Below are 26366 nucleotides of genomic sequence, written 5' to 3'. Positions count from 1 at the left end.
GCCGTGGGCGTGGGCGACTTCATCAGCGATGTCTCGGGTGTGGTCGGGGACGGGGTCGAGTGGGCAGGTGACAAGGCCGCCGACGGCCTGGACGCGGTAGGACTCGACGGCACGGCCGAGGGAGTACGGGACGCGTCCGAGTGGACGGCCGACCAGCTCGGCGCGGATGTCGCCGAGCGCGGCCTCGGCGAGACCGAGGACCCCAAGGAGATCATCCACGGGGATGTGCGGAAGCTGACCGAACAAGCTGAGCATCTGCGGGACTTCTTCAAGGCGTTCGACCGGCTCGGCACGGGGATGAAGGGCCTGGACGTCCACGGCTGGGAGGGCGAGGCCGGGGACGCGTTCCGGGCCGAGTTCGAGCCGCAGCCGAAGTTCTGGCTCTCCGCCGCCGACGCCTGCGAGGAAGCGGCGAAGGCGCTCGTGGCGTATGCCTCCACCGTCCAGTGGGCCCAGGAACAGGCCAGGGAAGCCGTCGCGCTGTTCAAGCAGGCCAAGGCCGCGTCCGACAAGGCGGTGGCCGATTACAACGCGCAGGCGGACGAATGGAACCGGCGCAACGAGGCCGGGCAGGACCCCGGCCCCCGCCCGGCCGCGTTCCAGGATCCGGGCGAGGCCGGTCTGGAGCAGGCGCAGCACATGGTGACCGAGGCCCGCCACCAGCGTGATGACGCCGCTCGCCGGACCAAGGGCACCATGACGAACCTGACCGGACTGGCACCGGAGCCGCCCGGCGGCTGGGACCAGGTCACGTCGATGGGCCGGGACCTGGTCGAGGGCATGGTCCTCAGCGGCATGCATACGTCCGTGGGAGCTTGGAAGGGCCTCGGCGAGACGGTCGGTCTGGTCCGGATGCTCAACCCCACCGACCCGTACAACCTGACCCACCCCGGCCAGTACCTCCAGAACGCCAACGGTGTCCTCACCAGCCTCGCCTCCACCGTCGCCCACCCGGAACGCCTGGTGGGCATCGTGAAGAACCAGAACTGGCGCGATCCCTCCGAAGCCCTCGGCAGCGTCGCGATCGATCTCGTCGGCGGCAAGGGGGCCGGCGGGGCCGCCAAGGGAGGACTGAAGGGCGGCCTGAAGGGACTGGGCAAGGAGGCCGTCGAGCAAGGAGCCAAGGAAACCGCTCGTAAATCGGTCAAGGAACGCCTCAGCGACCTGGCCCGCGACCTGAACTGCAAGGTCCTGCGGAACGAGCCGGTCGACATGGCCACCGGGCGCATGGTGCTGCCACAGACCGACATCGTCCTCCCCGGCAGTCTCCCCCTGGAGTTCACCCGTACGTTCGAGTCCGCGTACCGCAACGGCGGCTGGTTCGGCCCCACCTGGTCCTCCACCATCGACGAACGCCTGGAAGTCGATGCCGAAGGCGTCGTCCACGTCGCCGCCGACGGCAGCGTCCGCGCCTACCCGCATCCGGCTCCGGGCCTGCCGGTGACCCCGCTGCAGGGGATCCCGTGGTCACTGGACCGGCTCCCCGACGGCTCCTACGAACTCACCGACCCCGTCACCCGCACCACCCGCACCTTCGATCCGCCGCCCACGGCCGCACCCGGAGGCGACGGCATTGCGAGACTCGCCTCCATATCCGACCACCTCGGAAACTGGATCTCGGTCGAATGGGACACCGCCGGTCCCCACTCCATGACCCATTCCGGCGGCTACGATCTCCGTTTCACCCGCGCCGCCGACCGCATCACCGGGCTCTCACTCGCCACACCCGACGGTCCGGTACGGCTGCGCACCTACGCCTACTCCGACCGCGGCTTCCTCACCTCCACAGCCGACTCGGCGGACCGCCCCACCCACTACCAGGTCGACCGGCGGGGCCGCATCGTCACCTGGACCGACAGCAACGGACGCTCGTTCTCGTACACCTACGACGACGAGGACCGTTGCGTCCATCACCAGGGCGAGGCCGGACACCTGCGGGCCCGCTTCGAGTACGGACTGCACAGCCCCGAGCCGGCGTGCACGACGACGCGAGTCACGGACTCCCTCGGCCACACCTCCCTGTTCACCATCGACTCCCGGCTGCGGGTCGTCGCCGAGACCGACCGCGCGGGACGGACCACCCGTACGACCTATGACGACGAGCACCGCCCCCTGACCGTCACCGACCCCCTCGGCGCCACGACCGCTTACACCTACGACGATCTGGGCCGCCCCCTGAGCGTCGAGCGCCCCGACGGCACCACCGCCGCCCTCACCTACGACGAGACCGGCAACCTGCTCAGGACGCGGGAACCGGACGGAGCCGTCACCCGCCGCGACTACGACGAGGCGGGACGGCTCACCCGCACGGTGCGGCCGGACGGCACCACCGTCACCCTTGCCTACGACGAGCGGGGCCACCTGGCCGCCGTCACCGACCCGCTGGGCCGCACGACGCGCGTCGAGAGCAATGCCGCCGGGCTACCGCTCAGCGTGACGGACCCGCTCGGCGCCACCCTCACCTACGAGCGCGACCCCTTCGGCCGCCCGGTCACGGCGACCGACCCGCTGGGCAACGTCACCCGCATGAGCTGGACGGCGGAGGGCAGGCTCATCCGCCGCACCGGCCCGGACGGAGCCGTCGAGTCCTGGGAATGGGACGGCGAAGGAAACCTCACCCGTCACATCGACCCCGTCGGCGGTACCACGGCATACGAATACACCCACTTCGACCTCCTCGCGGCCCGCACCGAACCCGACGGCACCCACAGCGAGTTCCACTACGACACCGAACTCCGGCTGCGCCAGGTCACCAACCCCCAGGGACTGACCTGGGACTACGAGTACGACCCCAGCGGCCTCGTCACCGCCGAACACGACTTCGACGGCCGCCGCCTCGTCTACGCCCACGACGCGGCCGGACGCCTGTGCCAGCGGTCGAACCCCCTGGGTCAGACCGTCTCATACGAACGCGACCAGCTCGGCCGTATCACCGTCAAGAACGCCGACGGCGACGCGACTCGCTACACCTACGCCCCCGCCGGCCACCTCGTCGCCGCCACCACGCCGGACGCCGAACTCGTCATCCAGCGCGACCGCATGGGCCGGGCGCGCACCGAGATGTACGAAGGCCGCGTCCTCGTCCTGGACCGCGACCCGCTCGGCCGACCGGTGCGCCGGATCACCCCGTCCGGCACTGTCACCACCTACGCCTACGACGCCGCGGGCAACCGCGTCGGCCTCGACACCGACGGCCACACCCTCGACTCCGCCTTCGACGCCGCCGGACGCGAAACCAGCCGCCACGTCGATACGGGGCTGACCTGGGCCAACCAGTGGGACCCCGCCGGACGCCTCCTCGCCCAGACGGTCACCACGCCCACCACGGCACACCGGCCGGACAGCAGCGCGGTCGTGCAGGAGCAGACATACGAGTACCGGGCCGACGGCTACCTCACCGCGGTCACCGACCGCCGGGGCAGCACCCGCCACTTCCGCCTCGACCGCGCCGGCCGCGTCACCCAGGTCACCGGCCGGAACTGGACCGAGACCTACGCCTACGACACCGCGGGCAACCTCACCCAGGCCACCTGGCCCGCGTCCCACGGTGACTCGGCACTGGGCGACCGTGAGTACACCGGCACCCGGCTGCACAAAGCAGGCCGCTGGACCTACCTCCACGACGAGGCCGGCCGGGTCATCGAACGCCGCAAGACCCGCCTCTCCCGCAAACCCGACGTCTGGCGCTACACCTGGGACGCCGAAGACCGCCTCACCACCTGCACCACCCCCGACGGCACCACCTGGCGGTACCGCTACGACCCCCTCGGCCGCCGCAGCGCCAAACAACGCCTCGCCGCCGACGGCACCGTGGCCGAGGAGACCGTCTTCACCTGGGACGGCGCCCAGGTCATCGAACAGACCACCTCTACGCGCGCCAACGCCCCGTCGATCGCTCTCACCTGGGACTACGCCGGCCTCGCCCCCGTCGCCCAAACCGAGCGGGCCCTCGACCCCAAAACCCAGCAGGCCGTCGACGCCCGCTTCTTCGCCATCATCACGGACCTGATCGGCACCCCCACCGAGCTCGTCACCCCCGACGGTGACCTCGCCTGGCGCACCCGCAGCACCCTCTGGGGCACCACCGCCGTGGCCCGCGGCGCCACCGCCCACACCCCGCTGCGCCACCCCGGCCAGTACGCCGACCCGGAAACCGGCCTCCACTACAATCTGCACCGCCACTACGACCCGGCCACCGCCCGCTACACCAGCCCCGACCCGCTCGGCCTCGCCGCCGGCCCGAACCATGTGGCCTGGGTGAGCAACCCCTGGACCTGGGCGGATCCCCTGGGCCTGGCAGGGAAATGCGCATCGGTCGACAGCAGCGTGGTGGATCATCTCAAGCAAGCGGGAACAAGGTTCTCGGAGGATGATCTTGTCGCCGCGCAGTGGACCAAGGATGGGCAAGCCGTCTTCCTCGAAAATGGCAACCAACGAGCAGGCCTGGAACACATCATGAGGCATGCAGAAGAATTCGAAACCAAGGGTGTCTCGCGTGAAAACGTTCCCGAGCTGGTTATGCAGGCAGTAACCCAGGGGGAGAAGGTCGGGATGCAGGGAAGCCGCCCGATCTACGAGGTTCAATTCGAGGGGACGACTCAGCGAGTCGCGGTAACGGTCGGAAACAATGGGTTCATCGTGGGCGCAAACCCGAAAAGTGCTCCCTGACGCAGGAGGCTCCTGCAATGGTACGTGTCAAACTTATGGCCGAGTATGAGTGCTACCCGGTGTGGGTGGGCCGTCTCGCATCCATGGACAATGTCCCGGCCGCCACTCTGCCGATCAGCCGGGGATTGATCGCAGACATCGGGCGATGGGCCGAGGAGTATGAAGCGACCTACGATCCCGACGATCCATTGTCGTCGGGCTTCTCTGACGACAGGGCGGAATCTACCTTCGTCGAGAAGGGCACGGCACTCGCCACCAGACTACAAAGGGAACTCGGGAGCGATTATGCGGTCGCGTACTACAACATGCTGACCTCGGCGGATGAACCAGCACCTCCCCACCCTGAAGAGAAACAATAAGTAACTATGTGACCATCGATATCAATTCCTACCTCGGGAACCCGAGCGAAGGCTTCACCCTCGTAACCGAGGCTGCGCCACCGCGCAACTCAGACTATATTGACGGGGCCATTGATCTGTTCGTACACGGAGTCCCCATTCTCGACCGAGAGCTGTGGGACTATGTGGACCAGCTTTGGGCGTACATCTTAAATATGATCGAGGAGTTGCGCAAGCGGGACGAGGTGCACACATTCTTCCCTGACCAGCCGATCAAACTGACCTTCAAGCGGGTTGGAGTCGGACACCTCCTTGTGTCGTTACACCGGCCGACCCAAGGGCGTAATGCCGTGGTCGATGAAATACTTGTTCATCGAGCGGTTACAGAAAAACGGCCGCCTATTCTTCGACCGGATGAAATTTCTCGTTCCCAGCAATGCCGATGCCTGCGACAACGCCCTGGCACGACTGGCGCCGAAAAACCGGTAGTCGGACCACGCCGGCCGTCAAGCAGCAGCCGTACCGACCGCGCGGAGGCCTCGTCGAGGCAGGCCGTAGCTCGCCACCGGGCTTCTCACACCAGAACCAATCCAAGTGAAGAGCGCCGCCGAAATGGACTATCTCGCTGGACCGCAAACTCCGATCAGCTTCCGTCTCGTGGCCCGAAGGTTCCCGAGGTATACAAGCTGGATGACGGTACCGTGATCCAGTGGAGGGAAAGCTCGCAATCAGATGGCGAGACCATCGACATCTTCGAGCCAGGCTCCAAGCGGCCCAAGAAGATACACATCGAACAGGATGAATCAGGTGGTTCCGGTGGATGATTGGGTTATCCCGCTCACGGAAGAAATTCTGACCGATGCGGAGGACGACTGGGTTCCAGTCGACGATTTGCTGGCCATCACTTCAGAATATGCAGAGTCAGCGGCTGGCGATGCCAAAGAAATCTCCATTGAATTCCTTCGCTCCCTCCTACTCGCCAACCTCATGGACATCGGCGACTTGGGAGAGAGTGGATTCGAGGCCTGGAAAACGTCGATCGACGACTCACTGGTCAAGTTCATCGATGGATGTTCTCGTCTTGATTGGGAGCCTCAAGGAGCGTTGTGGTGGCTGGCCATCACCCCTCGCGGGAGGGAGTGGTTGACAGGGAAAAGGAAGCTCGAACAATGAACGACTACACGACCTGTAGAAACACTTTCCGCTTCAGGTGAGCGAGCGATAGAAGGACCCTATCGAGGACTCCGCCTCCCCACCCGATGGCACGATGCTCACTCCAGAGAAAGGGAAGGCTTTGACGAAGAACCGGAATGACGCCACGTGATCGAGGTACAGGCCGTCGCGGGCAGCATGGAGCTCCACGGCAGAGACCAGTATCTTTTCCGAGTCATCGTCCGAGAGATCAGGGAGGCCTGGTACCTCTTGGAGGGCGATGATGCATGGCCCCAGTTTCTTGAGCTGCGGTCAGCGGTGCGCGAGGAGCGTAAGTTACCCGACATGCGGATCGAGATCAGTGCAGACCAAATGAAGTGGCTCGGCGAGTTCGCGTACCGAACCTGTGAGCACCTGGGTGACGACGAGTTCCACTCTCGGGCAGGAGCGGATCTATGGGAGGCGCGGGAACTACTGCACCGGCTGACCGGTCGCACGGGCTGACGACGCTGACCACGGGCTGCCACGGCACTGACCTGGTCGACAAGCCCCGGCACGCGTGGGGACATCGCGGGGGCGCTGCTGAAGTCACCCGGTCCCGAACTCGCGTTCCCGCCTCTGTCGGCGCCTTGACAGCACCTCCGCCACCTCGGGAGGCTGATCCAGATGGACTGTGACACAACCCAGGAAGGGTTGACCGAGGACAATGCGCGACACGCCATGCTCGTCGCGTGCGACGCCGCCGGGCTGCCAGGCATCCCGGATGCACGACTCTTACGGCTCGGCGAGAACGCGCTGTTCGCTCTTCCCGAGGCCGGCGTCGTCGTCCGGGTCGCTCGTTCGAAGGAGATGGCCGAGAAGGTAGCCAAAGAACTCGCCGTGGCCCGTTGGCTCGCACACCAGGGGTTCCCCTCCGTGCATCCAACGGACGATCCACAACCTGTCGAGGCGGACGGCAGGCTGGTGACGTTCTGGACCTACGTGCCGGACAGCGCTCCCACTACATCCGTCACCGTACTCGCGGACCTCCTGCGCGACTTGCATGCACTACCGGATCCGGACTTCCCCCTGCCTCCGCTCGACCCGTTCCCCATCATGCGCCGCCGACTTGAGGTCGTCTCCGGCATCAAGCGGGACGACGTTCAGTTCCTGGCCGAGGCCTGCGACGCAGCAGAGGACGGCTTCCGCAGTTTGATCGCCACCTCGCCCCAGCACCTGGTGCACGGTGACGCCCACCGCGGCAACATCCTGTGCGACGGGTCGCGAGCTCTCCTCATCGACTACGAGGCGGTGGCGATCGGCCCGCGCGCCTGGGACCTCGTTCCCACAGCCATCGCCGTCGACCGCCTCGGCCTGCCGCCCGGTGACTACGCGGACTTCGTCCGGTCCTACGGCTTCGACGTCACCCAGTGGCATGGTTATCCGGTACTCCGCACCACCCGGGAGCTGGGCATGACGACCTGGCTCATGCAGAACGCCCAGTCCGGCGCGGCAGCGGACGAGTTCGCGTTGCGCATGCAGTCTCTACGGAAGGGCGACCTTGAACAGCGATGGCACGCGCTCTGACGGATCGGGCGGCGGCCTCTTCGCCCCGTACGCATCGCGCCCGCATCTCCGCATCACCTCGGTCTACTCGACGTCCTGGGTCTGCGATCCGGCCCAGTTGCCCTCTGACCGCCGCCCCCTGACCGAGACACTCGACTTCGGTCGCCTGACCCCGTTCTACGTAAGCGCCGAGAGACAGTTACCACGAGTCCTCCGTAAGGAGACCTTGGACTGCGCCTCTCTCGTATGCCAGCGCTGGCGAACGGGCTCCCCCGTAGCCGCCACGCTCTGGCACTTTCTCCACCCATCGGGGCAGATCCTGGTCGCTCTGACGCTGGACGTGCCGCTCGGCCTCGTCGAAGCGGTGCCGCTGATGGAGGACCTCTACTACGCCAGCATTGAATGCGCCGGTATTCCTCTGGAACGGCTGGCAGGCGAGCGTGCCGGTTTCGATGCCCTTCCTTGCGCGCAAGGGCAGCAACCCGGCTTCCTGCCCGAACGACACCAACTGGTGTTCCGAAGCGTGGCATCCCCGGAGGACGCTCCCGACGAGGACACCGTCCAGCGGGTCATCTACCGCACGGATCTCCCGTACCGACCGGAACACAGCTCCATCACCTATCCAGCAGAGCTGAACAGACGTCCCACCACAGTCGGGGCCCTCGGACCGTACGCGAGCCTCATCTGCGGCCATCAGGACTACATAGAGAACTGCGTCCTGCTCTCCGCCGTACAGACGGTAGGCTCCGCGGCCCGCCTGCGGGAGATCCGGGAGATCACCTACTCCTACGGGCATCGCTTCCGCGCCCGCCCCGACGGGGAACGCGACATACATCGTCGGCGCACCGCATTGGAAGCCATCTCCGATGGTCTGAGCCACCTCGAACTGGAACTCAGTTACAGCGTCGAGGCAGGCGGCGACATAGGGACTCTCGTTCCCGCCCTGCGGGTGGAGAGCTTCCATAACGCTCTCTACACGGCGATGGGACTCACCGAGCGATCCGCCGTCATCGGTCAGATGCTGACACGCCTCGGCAACGCCATCGCCGCCGAGTTGACCTCCGTGGAAAGCGCCGAACAACGCGCCGCAGACCGGCGCCGCATCCGGACAGTCGTAGCGGTCACCTTCGTCACCACCATCACCGGTACGTTGAGTCTGCTCTTCGGGTTCTTCGGTGTGAACGCCCAGCAGGTGGACGAGCAACGGTCGATGTTCGACGACCGTTACACGCCCATCTATGCCCTCATCGCCGTCATCCTGGCGTGCGCTCTCGCGATCTTCAGCGGGATGCGGCTGCACGAGCGCTGGGCCGAGCGGCGAGAGCGGAGCCGGATGTACAGGTGGGAGAGCATCCACGGTCTCCTGGTTCGTGAGTTCGGAGCGGTCATGCTCGACCCCGCTCGACTGGTGGGCCCCCCGCCCAGCCCACGAGTGCCCGACCCTCGGCCGCCGGACGGCGACTCCCAGCCGTCCGGCTCGACCACCCAGTAGGTCACCGCGCGGCGACAGCACCCTGGCCGGCGGGGAGGTCGTCGTCGCGAGACAGCGGTCTCATCAGTACGGCAGGTCGAGTTCGGCTCGTACGGTCTTGCCGATCGGCAGGCGGTCCAGGACTTCCCACCGGTCGGCCAACGCCCCGACGAGCAGCAGCCCTCGGCCTCCAGCGGCACCGTCGTCCGGAGCGGTGATCTCACCCGGGCGTGGCGGTCGGTGTTCGCCCCGTGTGTCGGAGACGTCGATACGGAGGACGCGGGCGGGGCGCGGTACGTCATCGCGCACGTCGGCGCCTGCTCCGGGGGCGGGACTCGCGACCGACGCTTGTTCCCACGCTCGTCCGCACGGCATGAGTACGAGCGCCAGCTCGAAGTCCCTGCCTGGCACGCGGCCATGGGTGACCGCGTTGGCCGCCAACTCCGCAACGATCAGGGCGGCGGTGTCGGATACCGGGGTTCCGTACGGGATGTCCCAGCGATGCAGCCGGTACAGCGCGAGCTGCCGGGCGAGGCGGGCGCCCAGTGGTGTGGAGCTGAACCGCTGGGTGAACATACGTACGGTAATCGAGGTCCGGTGGGGGACGGTTGGCGTCATGGCCCCAACTTCTCGGGCTTTTCGCTCGGTTCACCAGGTCAGCGACCCGTACGCGCCGCCAGCGTAGGAGTTCACACAATGGACAGTATGGGTAACCGTGCGTGACCATAATCAGGTCGATGGGGTTGGTGAGCGCGGGGCGACCGGAAGGAACTGACATGGCGGACGGCACGAGCGGGGCGGGCACTCTCGGCTGTGGTGGCAGCGAGCCGGAGATGTCGGACAGCCTCAAGTCGTTTGGCGAAGTCCTCAAGGCCTTCCGGAAGCGGGCCGGCCTGACCCAGGAGCAGTTCGCCCCGAAGGTGCGGTACTCGGTTCCGACGGTGGCCTCCATCGAGCAAGGCCGACGCTACCCGCCGCCGCCCTTCGTGGAACGGGCGGAGGTGGCCTTGGACGCGTTCGGGGCACTGAAGGGGGCGGCTCGGCATCTGTCCCGGCAACCTGGAATCGCCAGTTGGTTCAGGCAGTGGGCGCGGCTCGAAGAAGAAGCGATCACCTTGTGGACGTACGAATGCAGGGTGATTCCGGGCCTCTTGCAGACGGAGGCATACGCACGGGCTGTAACGACCAGCGTCCCTCCCGTGAAGGACGAGGAACAGGTGGATCGACAAGTGGCCGCGCGTCTGGAACGTCAGGAGTTGTTCCGCCGCAAGCCACCGATCGCGTTCAGCTTCATCATCGAACAGGCACTCATCGAGCGGTGCACAGGTGGAGCCGAGGTGACACGAGAGCTGATCAGTCACCTGTTGGAGCGGGCATCCCAGTTCAACGTGGAGCTTCAGCTCATGCCGTTGCGGCAACCGGATCACGCAGGCTTCGACGGGCCGATGCGACTCTTGGAGACCCAGGAGAACAGGTGGTTGGGCTACTCCGAGGGGCAACGCGGTGGGATGCTGATCGCAGACCGCAAGGAGGTCAGCATCATGCTCCAGCGGTATGCCAAGATGCGCTCACAGGCCCTCACCCCGGAAGACTCCCGGAGCCTGTTGAGGCGGATGCAAGGAGCGCTATGAGCACATACGAACTGATCTGGTTCAAGAGCAGCTACAGCGGCTCCGACGGCGACGACTGCGTCGAAGTAGCAACATGCCCGGACACCGTCCACGTCCGCGACTCGAAGAGGCGCCGGGGTCCGCAACTCGCTCTCACCTCGTCGACCTGGACTTCCTTCCTCTCGCTCGTGGCCCGACACTAGACGCTTCAGAGCGCACACAGTGGCCCCGCACCCCACCCGGTGCGGGGCTGTGCCGTTTCAGGAGCCAACTGGGTGCGGCAGGACCTCCATGAAACTTTGCCGAGGAACCTCGACACCTCGACACCTCGACAGGTACTCTCCTTCAAGTCGTCACTCTGATGGAGGAAGTCGTGGCTGCACATAGGATCGAAGTCGATGATGACGTATACGCCTGCTTGGAGCGGGAAGCCAAGCCGTTGCTGGACACTCCCAACAGTGTGCTACGTCGCCTACTGGGTTTGGACCCGCCTTCCCCCAACCTAGCGACTAAGCGCAGTCGGAGATCACCACTCATCCAGCCGATTTCGACTGGTCGCCTCGCAGTGGGACAAGTTCTGACGTGGCGTCGCCGGAAGCTCGGAATAGTCCACGAAGCTGTCGTGACGGAAGACGGGAAGCTTCGTCTTGAAGACGGGACAGTTCACGACACCCCTTCAGGAGCCTGTGCGGCTCTAGCCGGACATCCCGTGAATGGATGGACCGCCTGGTGCACCACTGACGGGAATACCTTGCTCAGCCTCCGTGAACCCATCTGACCAACCAAGCTAGTACAAACGCACTCGCCGCCCGGTTCCATGCGTTGACACGTCGGAGATACAGATGGATAGAAGTTCCCTAATATTAGCACTCGCCTTAGTGTGCGCAGGGTCAGCCGCCTACATAACACACACAAACGAGAAGATGGCGCAACCGCTTATGGTGGCCGCCGGCATCGGCGCCTTCATATTTGGTTTAATATCTTTTCAAACACAAACCTCCTGAAAGTCGACGCGCCCACTCCACTGAAACGGGGAGGGCGCGTCCAGTTTTTCGCCTACCCGCACAAGCCGCCGCGTCACGCCTTCATCTGCCGAGCAAAATACTCGTGCGCAGCACGAAGTTCTCGCTCACGATCGACCTTATAGAACGGGGCGGCATAGCCCTCCGGCGGATCACCTCGCTCTTCATTGCAATAGAGCAAAAACTGTTCAAATACTTCTTTAGTCTGCCCTATTCCATAGGCGTGATGGTTCCTGGAGATTTTTCGACCACTGGCATCGAACCATGTTTCGGACTCATAGTCCATGAGGATAGGGTACCGAGAATTACATAGCGCCACCAATTGATTTGCACTGATTCCCAGCATAACCGCAGCTAGCGCATCCACTTCGACAAGGGCAGCACGCCTCCCATACTCACTTCGAAGAGGGGTATCCCACCCCCAAGTCGGCGTGAGATGTCCCGCCAGTGGCGCCAACTGAGGCCAAACGACGCCCCACCTCTCAGACTCACGCCAGGCCGCGTCGTAAAGTTCACTCCAAAGGGAAGAGTAAGCATCAGTGAGGCAATTCAGACGCAACGCTCGCACCAGAAGGGAGGATGCAAGAGGGTGCGAAGGATCAGCGAACGGCATTTTACGAGCTTCCGCTACCTGCAGATGCGAGCGGCCTGTAATGCGAAGGAGGTAGTCGAGTGGCAGCGCAGACCACAGACCAGCATTCAACGCCGTGGCGCGATTGTCGGGCAGCGCCATTGACTCGACGGTATGAACATGCGCCGGGCCGGGAGGAATCAGAGACGCGAAGAGGCTCCGCTCCGTATCAAATGGAATCATAACCCGCCACGCAAGCCGAAAATATTCTGTATACGGACGTGACTGCCACGATTTTGCACGAAGCAGATTCAACTGATCTGCCACAGGCAACGCCATTTCCTCTTCTCGCAACGTTTCACCTCTCGCGGCCCACTCTGCGGCGGAAGGCTTCCAGTCGTTATCCATACGGGAAGAATCAATCCACCGATCCTGAACAGCGCGATATTCCTGCACACTACAGTCTCGCACATAGTTAGTTCTCGGCACTGCGGCAAGGGGAAGCTTCTTAAGATCCCAAGCTGACCAGTCACGGTTGGTCCGGCACGGAATGTTGGGTTGCTTGTTGAAGGGATTCGCCACACCCAAATGAGGGCCCTGGAGAATCACCTCATCGAGAGTCTCCGGCGTTGTAGTATCCCAGCGGTACAATCCGAGCTTCTTAGTAGCTAGATTCTCGAACATGCCAACAGTGATCTGTGGATTATGTGCGCCCAAGCGGTCACTGACTGCCGACAATGCCCTAATAGCCCCCTGCTCGTCGGCAGTTACCGGGTACAGGAGTGCCGCCTGGCTGGCAGGGATCGAAGAGTCGCCGGCCAATCGATGCCATTCTGCAAGCAACTCTGCATCGACCTCCACCAATCGTGCTCGATGAGCTCGGATTTCCCACTTTCCTTCAGACTTGATACCTGGAAGCGGTCCCGCTCCATCGTGATGGAACGAATCACGTAGAGTGGCCGGAGTGAACAGCCAACTCAAGTGCGTGAACTTTGGCTCCCTCGCTTCGCCGTAGATGTGAACGCCAAATTCAGTATTCGCATGAATCTCGGAAAAGACTCCGCGCCTGTTGGAAAAGTGGGCGTGTGTCCGCAAGTGGCGGTATGCAACCTCACGTAGTTTCCCGTCCTTCACGCCGGTAAAATGCGTGTCCGGATGAACCAACCCGGCCGTACTAGCGACACCCAAATGACGCCAGACCTCACACATGAACGCTCGATAGAGGTCTGGTCGTGTCCCAGCGATCGCTGGATAAGTGGCGGTGGCGCTCAAAAACCCAGCCGTGCCCGCAATCTCAGCTAGCTCATTGAGGTACTTAGTGCGGCGAACTACGTCTGCTAGCGCCGCGTCTTTGTAATTACGCCAACGATCAGCAGGTGGTTGATCAGTAAGCTTGAACCACGGGTTAATCTCAGCTAGTACGAGAGCCTCGTCCCAGTCCGGCCGCACCCAAGGCGGATTCCCCACCTGAAGGTCGAACCCGCCCGCCGGGCCCCGGAAGACGTGGGCGAAGTGGAGCTCCCAGTGGAAGAAGCCGTGGCCGTCCTCCGCCTTGATGTCCTTCTCCGTGGAACCGGCGATGTCCTCCACCACGTTGAGCCACGGGAACCGCATCGGCAGGTTCAGAACGCGGTCCATGCCCAGGGCGCCGTCCAGGGTGCGTTCGTACGCCTCCAGCAGGGGCAGCGCCTCGTCGACGGGGAGGTCGTCCAGGCCGTCGAGGAAGGAGCCGTCGCCGGGGTCGTCGCGGCCGAGTACGGCCTCCAGGAAGTCCAGCCAGTCGGCGAAGGTTTTCAGGGGGATGACCGGGCGCCACGGGTCCTCCCCCAGCTGTGACTTGCGGCCACCGCCCGTGTTCCGTCCCTTCGAGCGCAGGCCCGCCTCGGTGTCTTCGCCGCCGTCGAGCAACGAGGCGAAGTCGCCCTGTTCGCCGGTGGGGTTGTCGAAGAGGCCGGCGGCCTGCCAGGCGAGATCGCCCGGTGCGGGCCCGGTCGGTTCCGGCGCGGGTGCGGCGGACGGAGCTGTCGGGACTGGAACGGCGTCGGCGGCGGTGGGATCCGACATCAGCGCCGCCACGTCCGCCGCCCGGACGACCCCGCCGCCCGGACCGTACTCCGGCGCCGTGCCGTCCAGCGCGGACACCTTGTCCAGCGGCCAGAACCACAGGGCGCACCACGTGTCCATGACGGTCTTGAGCCGCCAGTACGGGGTGCCGGCGACCGTCAGGTCGTCGAGTACGCGCTGCTTGTCCGCTGCCTCGTCGGACGGGCCGAGCCAGTCCGCGCCCCAGACCTCGATACGCCGGGACACCTTGCGCTCGGACAGTTCGAGGCGCTTGGCGACCAGGCTCCACAGGAACTCGGCCCGGCGGGCGACCCGCTGCAGGCGCCGCAGTTCGGTCTTCGTGGCGGCCTTGTTCCACTTGTCGAAGCGCTTCTGGCGCTTGTCCGGCGTCTCCTCGCCCCGCTCCTCGAACGGCTTGGGGGCCTTCGGTGCCTTCAGGATGCCCCGACGCCACGCGCCCAGTGCCTTCGCCTGGTCCTCGGCGAGCTTCTTCGCCTCCGACTCCCCCGCGACCGCGCCCCAGCCCACGGCGGGCAGCAGGAAGTGGTGGACGGCGCCTTCGGGCAGGTCGCCGTCGCGGAAGGGGAGTTCGGTCGGTGGGAGCGCATTCGCCTTGGACAGCCAGGGGCCGTCCGCCAGGACGTCCGGTCCGTAGACCTTCCGTCCCGCGCCGATCAGCGAGTTGCCCCGCCGCAGGTGCAGGCCGAACCACGGTGCCCGCATCCCCGGGTGCATCGAGTTGAGCCACAGGGACACCTCCGCCAGCTCCACGGCGGTGGCGTTGAGGTCGACGCCGTAGGCGTTGTGCAGCGCGACATAAGCCTTGACCTTCTGAAGTTCGATCTGGCGCTGCTCGGCGTCGACGCGTCTGCCCAGTTCCCGCTCCCGGCGTCGCAGGTACTCCGCCGCCACCTGGTCGATCGCCTCGTTCAGGAACGCTCCCGAGCCGAGGGCGGGTTCGCAGATGCGCCATTCGAGGAGCTCTTTGGCTGAGGTGTCGTCGCTGAGACGATGCCTGAGTGCCAGTTCGACCGTCACCTCGGTGAGGGACTTCGGCGTGTAGTACGACGCCGAGGTCTGCCGGTCGCGGCCGGCGAGGCGGTAGACGAACGTGCCCTTGGGGTGGACCACGCGGACCGGCCGGCCGGTCTCCTCGTGGGGGCGTTCGACGAAGACCTCGTCGGGATAGTCGTGCACACGGGACGCCGGGATCATCCAGCTGCCGCCGGACGCGTCGCCGTTCTTGGCGACCTCGTAAAGGTCCTCCTCGGCGATGAAACCGGAGTAGGACATCAGGCCCTCGTAGACGGCGCCGAGCTGGTTGATGCCGAGCTGGGCGTAGGAAATGAAGCCGCCGCGCTCGCGGCCCTTGCCCTTCGTCAGCATCAGGCGGCGCAGCACCTTGTGCAGGGTCTCGTTGCGCAGCCGGGTGTCGAGGAACTCCGGGACGTCGGGGGCGTCGGTGCCGTCACCCTCGTGGAGCGGGTTCTCCAGGCGGCCGGCGGAGATGAGCCGTACCGCGTCCTGCGCGAACAGTTCGGAGCGCAGTGGTTCGAAGCGCAGGCCCACGTCGGCGCTGCGGGCGGCGGCGCGGCGGGCGCGGTCGGCCTCGCGGGTCAGGTCGTCGTGCTCGGCCTGGGTGATGTCGCCGGCGGCGAGGCGGCGGGCGGCGTCCCGTTCGGCCTCCGTCGCCGCGCGGTCGGCTTCCTGGGCGCGGATGTCCTCGGGCTCGGAGCCGTAGGGGCGGTGGCCCTTCTCGACGTTGCGGAAGAGCAGGTCGAGTGACTCGTAGAGGTGGAAGCCGCGCCGGGAACGCTCGCCCACCAGGTCGCGTACGACGAGGTCGCCGAGGCGCTGGAGGCCGTAGCCGCGGCCGTACTCGGGATAGTCGGAGGGCAGGATGCCGAGGGCGGGCTGGGCCTCGGCGTAGAGGAGGAAGAGGATGCGGTAGAGGTAGCGCAGGGACTCGCGGGTGAGTTCCTTGGCGAGTCGTTTGGGGTCGTCGAGCTTCGAGACGGGGACGCCCTGTTCGCGCAGGCGGGTCAGGACCTCGTCGGCGATCCACTCGACGGACAGGCGCAGGCCCTCGCGCAGTTCGGTGGAGACGCCCACGGCGTGCCTGCCGGACTTGTCGACGAAGCCCGCGAGGGGCGCGGTGCCGCCCTCCTCGGGGACGCGCAGCGAGTCCGCGCCGAACAGGGCGGCGACAGTGTCGAGTTCGCCGCCGTTGCGGTCGTCGCGGCGGTTGAGGGCGGCGTCGAGACCGACGGCGAGGTAGCGGCCCTCGTGCCAGGCCATGCGGTCGGCGAGGACGATCACGCCGCCGGCCATCAGGAGCACGTGGCGCGGCGGGTCCTCGCACTCGAAGAGGAAGTCGGTGACGGCCTTCGCGTCGCGGAGGCGGCCGGACGCCTCCAGGGGCACCGGGTGGAGCAGGCGACCGGCGCCGTCGGGGTCGAGGGCGGCGTCCGGTTCCGCGGTCCAGCCACAGGCCAGGGCGATGACGCCGGGTTCGGTGTGCAGGGTCTCCACGGCGTAGTCGTGGCCGGAGCGGTGGACGGTGACCGTCTGCTCGTGGGCTTCGGTGTAGCCGAGGGCGCGGAGGGTGGTGAGGTGGAGTTCGGTGAGGCGCTTGGTCCAGTCTGCGGGGAGCGGCGCGTCCGGCACGGTCAGGGACTCCGCGTCCTGCGCGAAGTCGGCGCGGCTCGCGAAGTAGGGGCCGTGCAGGGCGCGCAGGCCCTCGCGGGGAGTGCGGGCGCGGGGCGGGACGGTGGCCGGGTCGTCGCCGTCGGTCTTCGCGCGGGAGACCGCCTCGGCGTGGGCGCGGCGGGCCTCCTCCTCGGCGGTGGCCCAGCGGGCGAGGAGGCCGTCCTTGGCTTTGAGGTCCTTGGGCAGTACCTCGGCGAGGTAGTGCGCCGACAGGTAGTCGCCGTGGTTGACGAGGGAGTCGTAGGTCACGTCAGTCCTCCGCCGGGTCGGCCGGGTCAAGGGTGGTGGCGGCGCCGAGGGGGTCGTCGGGCGCGGGCCTGTCCAGGACCGCGAGGACGCGCAGCAGGGGGCGGCCGGAGGTGCTCAACTGGTCCAGCAGGTGGGCTTGTTCGTCGGCGGTCGCCTCGATCTGCTGCTCCCGCCGGGCGGTCGCGCCGGGCAGTGAGTCCTGTCGCCAGGCCGTCAGGCGCTTGCGGTACTCGGCCAGCGGGCCGCTGATCTGGGCGGCCCACTCGTCCTTGTACGTGTCCAGGTACTCGCGTGCCGTCGCCACCGCCGCCGGGAGCAGCTCCTGGAGACGGGCCAAGTCGCGGGGTTCGCCGGTCCGGGCGAGGCCGGGGCCCACCCGTGCTTCGGCGAGGGCCTCGGTCATGGGCCGTACCGGTGCGCCGGGCCGCGCCGGTACGGCCATCCACCGTACGACGGTGGGGCGGCCCAGGGCGTTGGAGCAGATGCCCTGGATGAGGAACGTGGGCTCGGTGACGTACGGCGAGGTGATGACGGGTGCTTCCTGCCGGCCGAACTGGACGAGGACCTTGTCGGTCAGCCACTCCACCACCGGGTGGATGTCGCTGAGGAACGACACGGTGGGCCACATGGTGTCCGTGGCCTCCCGGGCCTCCGTCAGCTTGTCCCCCGCCAGGTCGCGGTCGAAGGTGAGGATCATGCGCTGGGCCACGCCCTGCTCCTTCAGGTAGGAGGGCGGCAGTGCCTTGAGGCGGCGCAGCAGGTCGGGGGCCTTCTCCGGGGAGAGGGAGAGGGAGCGGCGGCCCTGGGCGTCCTCGGCGTGGGACAGGTCGAGGACGCCTTCGGCCTGGTCCTCGAAGAGTTCGGCGAACGCGGTGTCGACGAAGGCCGTCAGGTCCCCGTCGAAGAGGGAGGGGACCTCCGCGCGCGGCGGCAGTTCCTCCTCGGTGATGGTGTCGACCTGGCCGAAGAGGTCGGCGAGGTCGGTGTCCGCGGTGGCCGGGGCCGCGTCGAGGAAGTCCTCCACCGTGCCGCCCTCGACCAGTTCCCTGATGAGCCGGCGTTCTTCCTCATCGGCCCGGTAGTAGCCGGTCTCGGCCTCGGCGGTGCCGTTGAGTTTGTGGGCCTCCGCCTCCCGGGTGAGCAGTTTCTCGGCGACGGTCCGGTCGTCCTTGGTGCCCGGCCGGGCCGAGGTGAGGATCAGGGCGCGGAACTGGGGCTCGTGACGCTGCCCGTAGCGGTCGATGCGGCCGTTGCGCTGCTCGATGCGGATCAGCGACCAAGGGATGTCGTAGTGGATGAGGTGGTGGCACTGGCGGTGCAGGTTGACGCCCTCGGAGGCGACGTCACCGGTGAACAGCAGCCGCACCGGGTCGCCGGCCAGGCCGAACGCCTCCCGGCACAGTCGCTGCTCCTCCTCGCTGAGGCCGCCGTGCATGACGCGTACGGCCTTCACTGCGCCGTCGCGGTCGGCCTTGAAGCCGAGCCGGGCGGGTACGACCCGGACGAGCCACTTGAGGGTGTCGACCCGCTCGGAGAAGACGACCACGCGAGTGCTGCTGCGGGGGCCGACGCCGATCTCCCTCAGCTGCTCGACGAGCGTGTCCAGCTTGGCCGAGTCACCGGGTCCGGTGCCGTCGCCCATGGCGGCGGTCAGCTCGCGGAGCCTGGCCAGGGCCTGCTGCTCGGGACCGATCGCCGGGTCGGGGCGGCGGCCCTCCTTTTCGGCGTCCCGCACCTTCTTGTCGAGGGCGGTGATACGGCGGCCGACGGTCTCGGCGAGCGCCATGTGGGAGGAGAGGAAGGTCTTGAGCAGGTTGTACGCGAAGAGCGGGTCCGTTGCCACCGAGGTGCGCTCCTGGTCGGCGGTCCCGAACTCGGCGGAGGCGGGCGGGGCGGGCAGCCAGTGCTCGGTCAGCTCCGCGAAGATCCGCTCCTCGGCTTCGTTGGCGGCGCAGTGCAGCGAACGGGTGGGGCCGCGGTCCGCCCACTCGGTGCCGATGCCGTTGCGGACCTCGGGGCTGATCTTCGTACGTCTGATGAAGAGGTGGCCGAGGTCCTCGGCGGGGTCGTAGTGGTCCGGGTCGGCGATGGCGGCCGGGTCGAGCAGGCTGATCAGGTCGGCGAAGGAGCGTTTGTCGCCGTTGTGCGGGGTGGCGCTCGCCAGCAGCAGGGCGTCCGTACGCGGGGCCAGGGTCTCGGCGAGGGCGCGGCGCTGGCTGCCCTGGTTGATGAGGTTGTGACTCTCGTCGATGACGACCGCGTCCCACTGGATGCGTTCCAGGTGGTGCCGGTACTGGCCGATGTTCTTGAGCGTGTCCACCGAGATGATCACGCGCTTGTAGTGCGTGAACGGGTTGCGGCCGGCCGGGATCTCCCGCTGGATGCGCTGGATGCCGAGCGAGTCCAGCCGTACCAGGGGGATGGAGAAACGGGTCCACAGCTCGTGCTGGAACTGTTCGAGCACGCTCTGCGGGGTGACGACGAGGATGCGCTCGCCCCGGCCGCGCCGGATCAGCTCGGCGAGCGTGAGGCCGATCTCCAGGGTCTTGCCGAGGCCGACGACATCGGCGATCAGGATGCGCGGGCGCAGGTTGCGCAGGGAGAGCGCCAGCTCGGCGGGGCGCTGCTGGTAGGGCAGGGGGTCCAGCAGGAAGCGGTCCGCGAGGGCGAGGCCGCGTTCCGACTGGGGCAGCGGGGTGCGGCGGAGCACCGCTTCGAGGAAGAGGCGGGCGCGGCGGAAGTAGGACGAGGTGTCGCTGATCAGGCGGGTCTTCTCCGGGTCGAGGAGTTCCACGCGGTCGATGCCGGTGAAGAAGACAGCCTCCTCGTCGCGGACGAACTCCGAGACGCCGATCGCCTCGATCCGCTCGCCGTCCTTGGGATGCCCCGCCCGAACCGCGGTCCTGACCAGCCATTCCTCGTCCCGTACGAGGATCTGGGCGCCTGGCGGATACCGGGTCTCCCCCTGCTGTGCCACCGGTTGTCCTTCCTGGGTTCTGCTGTCTTCGGGCCCTGCCGGGCGCCGCTCGCCCACGCGTTTCGGACGTCGCCGACCGGGCCCGCAAGTGTTTCACGCGGGGCGCCCGTCTCGTACGGGGTGGGCGCCCCCGGTGATGAGGAGCGAGCATCTCGCGCATCTCGCCGGACGAGTCGGCGCCGGTGGTCAGAAGCGGGCGTCACCGGCGTACGCGGCCCGCAGCTGCTCGGCGATCCGCAGCGGAACGGGGAGGCGGGCGCCGCCCCCACGGGAGCCTGTGGCGGGCGGCGGCCCGGACGGACGGGCGGGCCCGGCTCCACCGGATCCGGAGCCGTCCGCGGGAGCGGGAGGGATGGGACCGGGGCCATGCGCCTCGACGGGATCCGCGTCCGGCCCGTCCGGCTCGGCTTGCTCGTCGTCGTCCCGGTCGGCGTCGTCAGGCAGGCCGCGGCCGTCTCCCGGGGCCTGCCCCGGCAGCTGTCCGTCGTCCTCGCTCGCCGCCACGTCGACGACGGTCGGGGTGTACCCGGTCCAGCCCTGCACACGTTCCTCCGCCGGCGGCGGGAACGACGCCTCGGGCACCTCGATGGCGGGAGTACGGTCCGTGAGCCGCCGCTTGGCCTGTCCCGCGCTCACCCCCTGGCCCGCGAGCACCTTCACGAGCCGGCTCGTGACCTGGTCCAGGGACGGTCGTTCGGCGGGGTCGAGCGCCAGCATCGTGGTGATCAGCGGTGTGAGCTGCGCCGGGAGTCCGGAGAGGTCCGGAGCCACCTGCGGGTCCTCGATGTTCAGGGCCACCGCCTGCCAACTGTTCCCGGCGTAGGGGAAGTGACCGGTCGCGGCGTACAGCAGGACGGCGCCCAGCGCGTACACGTCGGCGGACCGGCCCAGCCGGTGCTCGCCCCGGGCCTGCTCGGGCGGCATGCACAGCACCGAGCCCACCACGACGCCGGTGGCGGTCAGGGTGGAACGCCGCTCGGCGAGCACGGCCAGACCGAAGTCGATCACCTTGGGGCCGTACGCGGAGAGAAGGATGTTCTGGGGCTTGAGGTCCCGGTGCAGCAGTCCGGCCTCGTGCACCGTGCCGAGTCCCTCGGCGAGGAGCGCTCCCAGACTGGCCGTCTCGACGAGGGGCAGCGCGCCGTACCGTGTGACGAAGGTCAGCAGATCGGGGCCCGGCACGAACTCCACGGCGAGCCACGGTCGCTCGGCCTGGGCGTCCGCCGAGACGAAGGGGGCGATGAAGGGGCCGTACACCGTTTTGAGGCTGTCCACTTCGGACAGGAAGCGGTCGCGGCCGTCCTCGTCGAGCACCGACGGCTTGATGACCTTGACCGCGACCTGGAGCCCGGCGGGTGATTCGCCGAGGTACACCTGGCCCATACCGCCCGCACCGAGCCGGCACAGCAGCCGGTAGTTACCGATGCAGGCCGGGTCGTCGTCCCTGAGTGGTTCCACGTCCGCGTTCTCCCCCTGCGTTGCCGCCCGGTCGGCCACCCGCGCTCCGACGGGCCGTGCCGGACGCCCGAGGAAGTGTATGCGAGCACCCCATCAGTGACTCCGGTCCGCTCACGGTGCGCGACTCGTTCCGGGCCATCACCTCGGGCACGCCGAGTCGCCGGCGTGCGGCTGGTTTCCGAGCTGAGCGAGCCGTACGGGCAGATGCACGGCCTGGCCGTCGCCCCCTTCGTCCGCACGATCCGCGAGGCCGGCTTCCCGCTCCGTCCGAACCTCGACGCGCCCGGCCGCTGTCTGTACGCGTCCTTCCGGTCCGCCGGGGACGTCCGCCGAGGACGGCCGCCGGGTCGGGGCCGTCCTCGCTCCCCGGCACCGTGGGCACCGTGGGCACCGTGGGCGCCTACGCGTCGATGCCTTCGACGATGAGGACGCGGTAGTCGGCGGCCTGGTGGCGGTGCGGGAGCGCGGCCTGGTACTGCTCGCTGTGGTACCAGGCGAGCGCGGCTTCCCTGGTGGGGAAGCGGTTGATCAGTACGCCCTCGGCCGGGGGGCCTTCGAGGACGTCGATCCGGCCGTAGGCGGCGAGCGGGGTGATGTCGTGCCCGGCGCGTGCGGCGCGGGCTCCCGCTGTGTAGATGTCCAGTTCCGCGGTGTCGCGCAGGTGCTCGCGGATCATGATCACGTAGGCGCTCACTTGGCACTCCCGTTGGTGACGGTCTTGACCAGGACGTCGGCGGCGGGGCCGGAGGAGGCCGGGTTCTGTCCGGTGATGAGCAGTCCGTCGGCGACGACGTTCTCGCCGTAGTCGGCGACCTTGGTGTAGCGGGCGCCGCGGGCGAGCAGGTCGTCCTCCAGCAGGAAGGGCATGACCTGGGCCGCCTTCCCCTTCGCGCCGGCTTCCTGGAGGCCCTTGATGGCGAGGATGGTCTCCTCCTCGGTGTCGGTGAAGCCGGTCACCAGCCGGCCGGCGACGGCCAGGTTGCCATCGGGGGTGCGTACGTTTCGCAGCGCGACCGGGGCGTGGCAGACCAGCGCCACCGGCTTGGTCTGGGCGAGGAACTGCTCCAGGAGGGCGATGGAGACGGGGTCGTCGGCGAGGTCCCAGACCGGGCCGTGCCCGCCCGGGTAGAAGACGGTGTCGAAGTCGGCCGCCGAGACCGTGTCCAGGCGCACGGTGGAGTCCAGCTGGGCCTGGGCCTCGGGGTCCTCCTCGAAGCGTCGGGTGAGGTCGTTCTGGAAGTCGGCCTTGGCGCTGGTGGGGTCCAGGGGCGGGCGGCCGCCCTGGGGCGAGGCGAGCGTGATGTCCCAGCCCGCCTCCTTGAACCGGTAGTAGGGGGCGGCCAGTTCCTCCAGCCAGTACCCGGTCGGCTGCCCGGTGTCGCCGAGCCGGTCGTGGGAGGTCAGCACCATCAGGATCTTCGTCATGTCGTTTCCCTTGCGAGTGGTTTTCCGCGTGAGTTCCGCGTGGGTTCCGCCGAGATAAAAGTAGACCAGTCGTCTAGCGCTCGTCAAGTGGACCGCCGGATCACTCAGATCACTCAGGAACCACTCGGAGAGGCACGCTCGGGAACCTGCGAAGGGCGGGGGTGGGCAGAAGCCCTCCCCCGCCCTCCCCCGCCACGCGCCCCCACGTCCCCACGCCCCCACGCTTCCGCCGACGCGCGGTCGGCCGGGCTCAGCCCTTCAACTGCGTGAAGCGAAGCCGGTTCCCGAAGGGGTCACGCAACCCGCAGTCGATCCCGTACGGCCGCTCGGTCGGCACCTCGGTGAACTCCACGCCCTTGGCCAGCAGCGTCTCGTAGGTCTTGCGGCAGTCATCGGTCGTGAGAATGAGCCAGCCGCCCATCGCCCCCTTGGTGACCAGTTCGCGCACCTGCTCCGCCGTCTCCTCCGACATGGCCGGCGCACCCGGCTTCTCCAGCAGGATCTCCCGGCCGGGGTGACCGGGAACACCGACGGCCAGCCAGCGCATGAACCCCATGTCGATGTCCGCCGTGACCTCCAGCCCCAGCTTGCCGACGTAGAAGTCGAGGGCCTCGTCCTGGTCGAGAACGTAAATCTGTGAATGTGTGATGGCGTTGAACATGGACCCCACGCTACTGAGCGGACCGCCCGGATACTTATCCGAAACTGCTCAGTCGCTCGGCCGCGTCCACGCCATCGTGAAGCAGGTCGGCACGCGCGCGGCCACCGCCTCCTTCCGGTACTCCCGCGGCGACCGTCCGACGATGTCGCGGAACGTACGGCTGAAGGTCCCCGTGCTGCCGAACCCGACCTCGAAGCAGATGCCGGTCACACTCCGCCCGGTCTCCCGCAGCAGGAACATCGCCCGCTCCACCCGCCGCCGTTGCAGGTACCGGTGGGGTGTTTCACCGAACGTCGCCCGGAAGGTACGCGCGAAGTGGGCCGGCGACACCTGCGCGATCCGGGCCAGGGCGGGAACGTCCAGGGGCCGCGCATACTCCCGGTCCATCGCGTCCCGCGCCCGCAGCATGCGGCGATTGCTCTCCTCGACGGCCCGGCTCACCACGCCATTCCACCACGTCCGTCCATCCGTCCCGGAACGGCGGCACCTCCCCCCGCACTACGGGCAGCACCGCCTCGGCAGGCCGGCCGGCCGTCCGTCCCGGCTCATCGGCCTTACGGGTGCCTGGAAGGGCCGTCCGTGGTCACCCGGGAACAGCAATCGGCGCCGGAGGCGCCCCGCCCGTTCCGACGGGGTGCTTCCGGCGCCGATGGCCTGCTGCCGGCCAACACGCGGGTGTCCTGTTACAGGTGGAGGAGGTGCCGGGTCATGGCCGCGGCGGTGTCCAGCGGTGCGAGACTGCGGTGGATCTTGGCCATGACGCTCGCGCCGAGCCACATGTCGTAGAGCGCCTGAGCCATCTCACCCGGGTCGCCGTCGACCGTGATCGAACCGTCCTCGATGCCGTCGGCGAGGGTGCGCTCGATGCGCTCGACGATCCCGCCCGTGCCTTCCTTCAGGACCAGCCGCATCGGCTCCGACAGGTCGGCGACCTCGGCGCCGAGTTTCACCGCGAGGCACTTGCCCTCGCATTCGTCGAAGCTCTGCGTCTCCCGCCACTGCCGCCAGTACGCCATCAGCCGTTCGACGGCCGGCGTGTCCGGCTGGGTGACGATGCGGTCCATGTCCGAGAGGTACTCGTCGAAGTAGTCCCGCAGGAGCGCTTCGCCGAAGGCGTCCTTCGAGGCGAAGTAGTGGTAGAAGGAGCCCTTTGGGACGCCGGCCGTGGCGAGGACCTCGTTGATGCCGACCCCGGAGTAGCCCTTGTGGGCCACGATGCGCCGGGCCACCCCGAGGATGTTCGCGCGGGTGTCGGTACTGCGCGTAGCTACTGTCATGAGGACAGGTTAACAATCCATTAGACTAGTCGTCTAGCGGACCCCCGCGCGAGCCGGGTCACTGCCCGAGGAAGGCGAGGAGGGCCTCGTTGACCTCGGCGGTGTGGGTGGTCAGCAGCCCGTGCGGCGCACCCTCGATCTCCACGTACCGGGCGGCGGGCAGGGCCTTGGCGAAGCGGCGTCCGGTGGCGTCGATCGGCAGGGTGCGGTCGGCGGTGCCGTGGACGATCAGGGCCGGTACGTCGATGCGCGGGATGTCGGCGCGGAAGTCGGTGGGCCAGCTGAGCGGAGCGGCGGCGGAGGCGATGGCCCCGGCGCCGGTGGCGATGTTCCACGCGTGCCGGACGTGCTCCTCGCTGACGCGGGTGCCCAGGTTCTCGTCCAGGTTGAAGAAGTCGTTGTAGAAGCCGGTGAAGAAGGCGTAGCGGTCCTTCCTGGCGGCGTCCGAGACACCCTGGAAGAAGGACCGGGGGGCCGCGCCGTCCGGGTTGTCGTCGGTGATCTCCAGGAACGGTTCGAGGGACGCCAGGAAGACGGCCTTGGCGATCCGCGCGGAGCCGTAGGCGGCCAGGTAGCGGGCGACCTCGCCGGTACCCATCGAGAAGCCGACCAGGACCGCGTCGGTCAGGTCGAGGGTCTCCAGCACGGTGTGCAGGTCGGCCGCGAAGGTGTCGTAGTCGTAACCGGTGGCGGGCTGGCTGGACTTGCCGAAGCCGCGCCGGTCGTAAGTGATGACGCGGTAGCCGGCCTCCAGCAGGGCCGCCGCCTGCCCTTCCCAGGAGTCGCCGTCCAGCGGGTAGCCGTGGATCAGCACGACCGGCTGACCGGCGCCCCGGTCCGTGTAGTGCAGTTCGATGTCCGTGCTGTTCTCGGTGCCGACCTTGATGCGACCCATGACGTCCGCCCTTCCAGGGGATGTGTTGTCTCTTGACTCATTTATATACGACCGGTCTACTCCGGTCAAGGGGTGCCCTGGCGAGCCGGCCGGTCGGCGCGCCGGCTCCGCAGCGGACCGGGGCAGCCCGCCGCGCACGCCGTCCGACTGGAGGCGACCGAACCGCTCGGAGACCCGTGCGATCGACACCGGCCCGTCGCACGACGGCGCCAGGACCCGCTCCCCCAGGGCCGAAAACGGCACGGGCGGCGCGCATCACCGGAAGGTCCGGTGA

Annotated in this window: 20 protein-coding genes; 10 read left to right on the top strand and 10 right to left on the bottom strand. The window is 67.6% G+C overall.

The window, feature by feature from the left end:
- Positions 1 to 9: 9 nt before the first annotated feature.
- From ACTT8P_RS15270 to ACTT8P_RS15240, 7 genes are all read left to right on the top strand, one after another.
- Positions 10 to 4668, top strand: a complete 4659-nt coding sequence (locus tag ACTT8P_RS15270) for a putative T7SS-secreted protein (RefSeq protein ID WP_442832173.1) — start codon at positions 10 to 12, stop codon at positions 4666 to 4668.
- A gap of 17 nt (positions 4669 to 4685) precedes the next feature.
- Positions 4686 to 5027, top strand: a complete 342-nt coding sequence (locus ACTT8P_RS15265; RefSeq protein WP_442832172.1) for a hypothetical protein — start codon at positions 4686 to 4688, stop codon at positions 5025 to 5027.
- A gap of 8 nt (positions 5028 to 5035) precedes the next feature.
- On the top strand, positions 5036 to 5830 hold the full coding sequence (locus ACTT8P_RS15260) for a hypothetical protein (RefSeq protein WP_442832171.1): 795 nt from the start codon (positions 5036 to 5038) through the stop codon (positions 5828 to 5830).
- Positions 5823 to 6179 carry a hypothetical protein gene (locus ACTT8P_RS15255; RefSeq protein ID WP_442832170.1) on the top strand — a complete coding sequence of 119 codons (357 nt, stop codon included), beginning with the start codon at positions 5823 to 5825 and terminating at the stop codon, positions 6177 to 6179. Before ACTT8P_RS15260 ends, ACTT8P_RS15255 begins: the two co-directional genes overlap by 8 nt.
- 147 nt (positions 6180 to 6326) lie before the next feature.
- Positions 6327 to 6662, top strand: coding sequence for a hypothetical protein (locus ACTT8P_RS15250; RefSeq protein ID WP_442832169.1), 336 nt, complete (start codon positions 6327 to 6329; stop codon positions 6660 to 6662).
- Between the two features lie 189 nt (positions 6663 to 6851).
- Positions 6852 to 7724, top strand: a complete 873-nt coding sequence (locus ACTT8P_RS15245; RefSeq protein ID WP_442832168.1) for a phosphotransferase enzyme family protein — start codon at positions 6852 to 6854, stop codon at positions 7722 to 7724.
- Positions 7699 to 9195 carry a hypothetical protein gene (locus tag ACTT8P_RS15240; protein ID WP_442832167.1) on the top strand — a complete coding sequence of 499 codons (1497 nt, stop codon included), beginning with the start codon at positions 7699 to 7701 and terminating at the stop codon, positions 9193 to 9195. Before ACTT8P_RS15245 ends, ACTT8P_RS15240 begins: the two co-directional genes overlap by 26 nt.
- Before the next feature lie 63 nt (positions 9196 to 9258).
- Here the strand turns inward: ACTT8P_RS15240 and ACTT8P_RS15235 are convergent, their stop codons facing one another.
- Entirely contained in the window at positions 9259 to 9750 is a 492-nt protein-coding gene (locus ACTT8P_RS15235; RefSeq protein ID WP_442832166.1) for an ATP-binding protein, read from the bottom strand.
- A 200-nt stretch (positions 9751 to 9950) separates the two neighbouring features.
- Here ACTT8P_RS15235 and ACTT8P_RS15230 point away from each other — a divergent pair, with 200 nt between their 5' ends.
- The 3 genes from ACTT8P_RS15230 (at position 9951) to ACTT8P_RS15220 (ending at position 11562) form a co-directional block, all read left to right on the top strand.
- Positions 9951 to 10805: a helix-turn-helix domain-containing protein gene (locus ACTT8P_RS15230; RefSeq protein WP_442832165.1), complete on the top strand. Its 855-nt coding sequence runs from the start codon at positions 9951 to 9953 to the stop codon at positions 10803 to 10805.
- Positions 10802 to 10987 (top strand): DUF397 domain-containing protein, encoded by a 186-nt coding sequence (locus tag ACTT8P_RS15225; protein ID WP_442832164.1) that lies wholly within the window; start codon positions 10802 to 10804, stop codon positions 10985 to 10987. The genes ACTT8P_RS15230 and ACTT8P_RS15225 overlap by 4 nt, the downstream gene beginning before the upstream one ends.
- 158 nt (positions 10988 to 11145) lie before the next feature.
- A complete protein-coding gene (locus ACTT8P_RS15220; RefSeq protein WP_442832163.1) occupies positions 11146 to 11562 on the top strand; it encodes a hypothetical protein in 417 nt (138 codons plus the stop codon).
- 299 nt (positions 11563 to 11861) lie between these two features.
- Here the strand turns inward: ACTT8P_RS15220 and ACTT8P_RS15215 are convergent, their stop codons facing one another.
- The 9 genes from ACTT8P_RS15215 to ACTT8P_RS15175 form a co-directional block, all read right to left on the bottom strand.
- Complete coding sequence (locus ACTT8P_RS15215) at positions 11862 to 17399, bottom strand: DNA methyltransferase (protein WP_442832162.1); 5538 nt, start codon at positions 17397 to 17399, stop codon at positions 11862 to 11864.
- A 1-nt stretch (position 17400) separates the two neighbouring features.
- The gene (locus ACTT8P_RS15210) at positions 17401 to 20376 is read right to left on the bottom strand and encodes an SNF2-related protein (RefSeq protein ID WP_442832161.1); all 2976 of its coding nucleotides are present in this window, start codon (positions 20374 to 20376) and stop codon (positions 17401 to 17403) included.
- A gap of 186 nt (positions 20377 to 20562) precedes the next feature.
- Positions 20563 to 21834, bottom strand: a complete 1272-nt coding sequence (locus ACTT8P_RS15205) for a serine/threonine-protein kinase (RefSeq protein ID WP_442832160.1) — start codon at positions 21832 to 21834, stop codon at positions 20563 to 20565.
- Positions 21835 to 22234: 400 nt separating this feature from the next.
- Complete coding sequence (locus ACTT8P_RS15200) at positions 22235 to 22528, bottom strand: DUF1330 domain-containing protein (protein WP_442832159.1); 294 nt, start codon at positions 22526 to 22528, stop codon at positions 22235 to 22237.
- The gene (locus ACTT8P_RS15195; RefSeq protein WP_442832158.1) at positions 22525 to 23259 is read right to left on the bottom strand and encodes a type 1 glutamine amidotransferase domain-containing protein; all 735 of its coding nucleotides are present in this window, start codon (positions 23257 to 23259) and stop codon (positions 22525 to 22527) included. The genes ACTT8P_RS15200 and ACTT8P_RS15195 overlap by 4 nt, the downstream gene beginning before the upstream one ends.
- Positions 23260 to 23509: 250 nt before the next feature.
- Complete coding sequence (locus ACTT8P_RS15190) at positions 23510 to 23920, bottom strand: VOC family protein (RefSeq protein ID WP_442832157.1); 411 nt, start codon at positions 23918 to 23920, stop codon at positions 23510 to 23512.
- A 48-nt stretch (positions 23921 to 23968) separates the two neighbouring features.
- Positions 23969 to 24361 (bottom strand): helix-turn-helix domain-containing protein, encoded by a 393-nt coding sequence (locus tag ACTT8P_RS15185; protein WP_442832156.1) that lies wholly within the window; start codon positions 24359 to 24361, stop codon positions 23969 to 23971.
- Positions 24362 to 24603: 242 nt separating this feature from the next.
- On the bottom strand, positions 24604 to 25197 hold the full coding sequence (locus ACTT8P_RS15180) for a TetR/AcrR family transcriptional regulator (RefSeq protein WP_442832155.1): 594 nt from the start codon (positions 25195 to 25197) through the stop codon (positions 24604 to 24606).
- Between the two features lie 58 nt (positions 25198 to 25255).
- Positions 25256 to 26092 (bottom strand): alpha/beta fold hydrolase, encoded by an 837-nt coding sequence (locus tag ACTT8P_RS15175; RefSeq protein WP_442832154.1) that lies wholly within the window; start codon positions 26090 to 26092, stop codon positions 25256 to 25258.
- Between the last annotated feature and the right edge of the window lie 274 nt (positions 26093 to 26366).

Origin of the sequence: Streptomyces sp. JW3, assembly GCF_052216785.1 — a bacterium.
Lineage (GTDB): Bacteria > Actinomycetota > Actinomycetes > Streptomycetales > Streptomycetaceae > Streptomyces.
This window is presented reverse-complemented; position numbering and strand designations above follow the sequence as displayed.

What these genes read in the sequence shown, in the direction of transcription:
- ACTT8P_RS15235 (WP_442832166.1), bottom strand. Translation starts at nt 9,750, where the DNA reads ATGTTCACCCAGCGGTTCAGCTCCACACCACTGGGCGCCCGCCTCGCC.
- ACTT8P_RS15180 (WP_442832155.1), bottom strand. Translation starts at nt 25,197, where the DNA reads ATGACAGTAGCTACGCGCAGTACCGACACCCGCGCGAACATCCTCGGG.
- ACTT8P_RS15195 (WP_442832158.1), bottom strand. Translation starts at nt 23,259, where the DNA reads ATGACGAAGATCCTGATGGTGCTGACCTCCCACGACCGGCTCGGCGAC.
- ACTT8P_RS15265 (WP_442832172.1), top strand. Translation starts at nt 4,686, where the DNA reads ATGGTACGTGTCAAACTTATGGCCGAGTATGAGTGCTACCCGGTGTGG.
- ACTT8P_RS15190 (WP_442832157.1), bottom strand. Translation starts at nt 23,920, where the DNA reads ATGTTCAACGCCATCACACATTCACAGATTTACGTTCTCGACCAGGAC.
- ACTT8P_RS15230 (WP_442832165.1), top strand. Translation starts at nt 9,951, where the DNA reads ATGGCGGACGGCACGAGCGGGGCGGGCACTCTCGGCTGTGGTGGCAGC.
- ACTT8P_RS15175 (WP_442832154.1), bottom strand. Translation starts at nt 26,092, where the DNA reads ATGGGTCGCATCAAGGTCGGCACCGAGAACAGCACGGACATCGAACTG.
- ACTT8P_RS15220 (WP_442832163.1), top strand. Translation starts at nt 11,146, where the DNA reads ATGGAGGAAGTCGTGGCTGCACATAGGATCGAAGTCGATGATGACGTA.
- ACTT8P_RS15225 (WP_442832164.1), top strand. Translation starts at nt 10,802, where the DNA reads ATGAGCACATACGAACTGATCTGGTTCAAGAGCAGCTACAGCGGCTCC.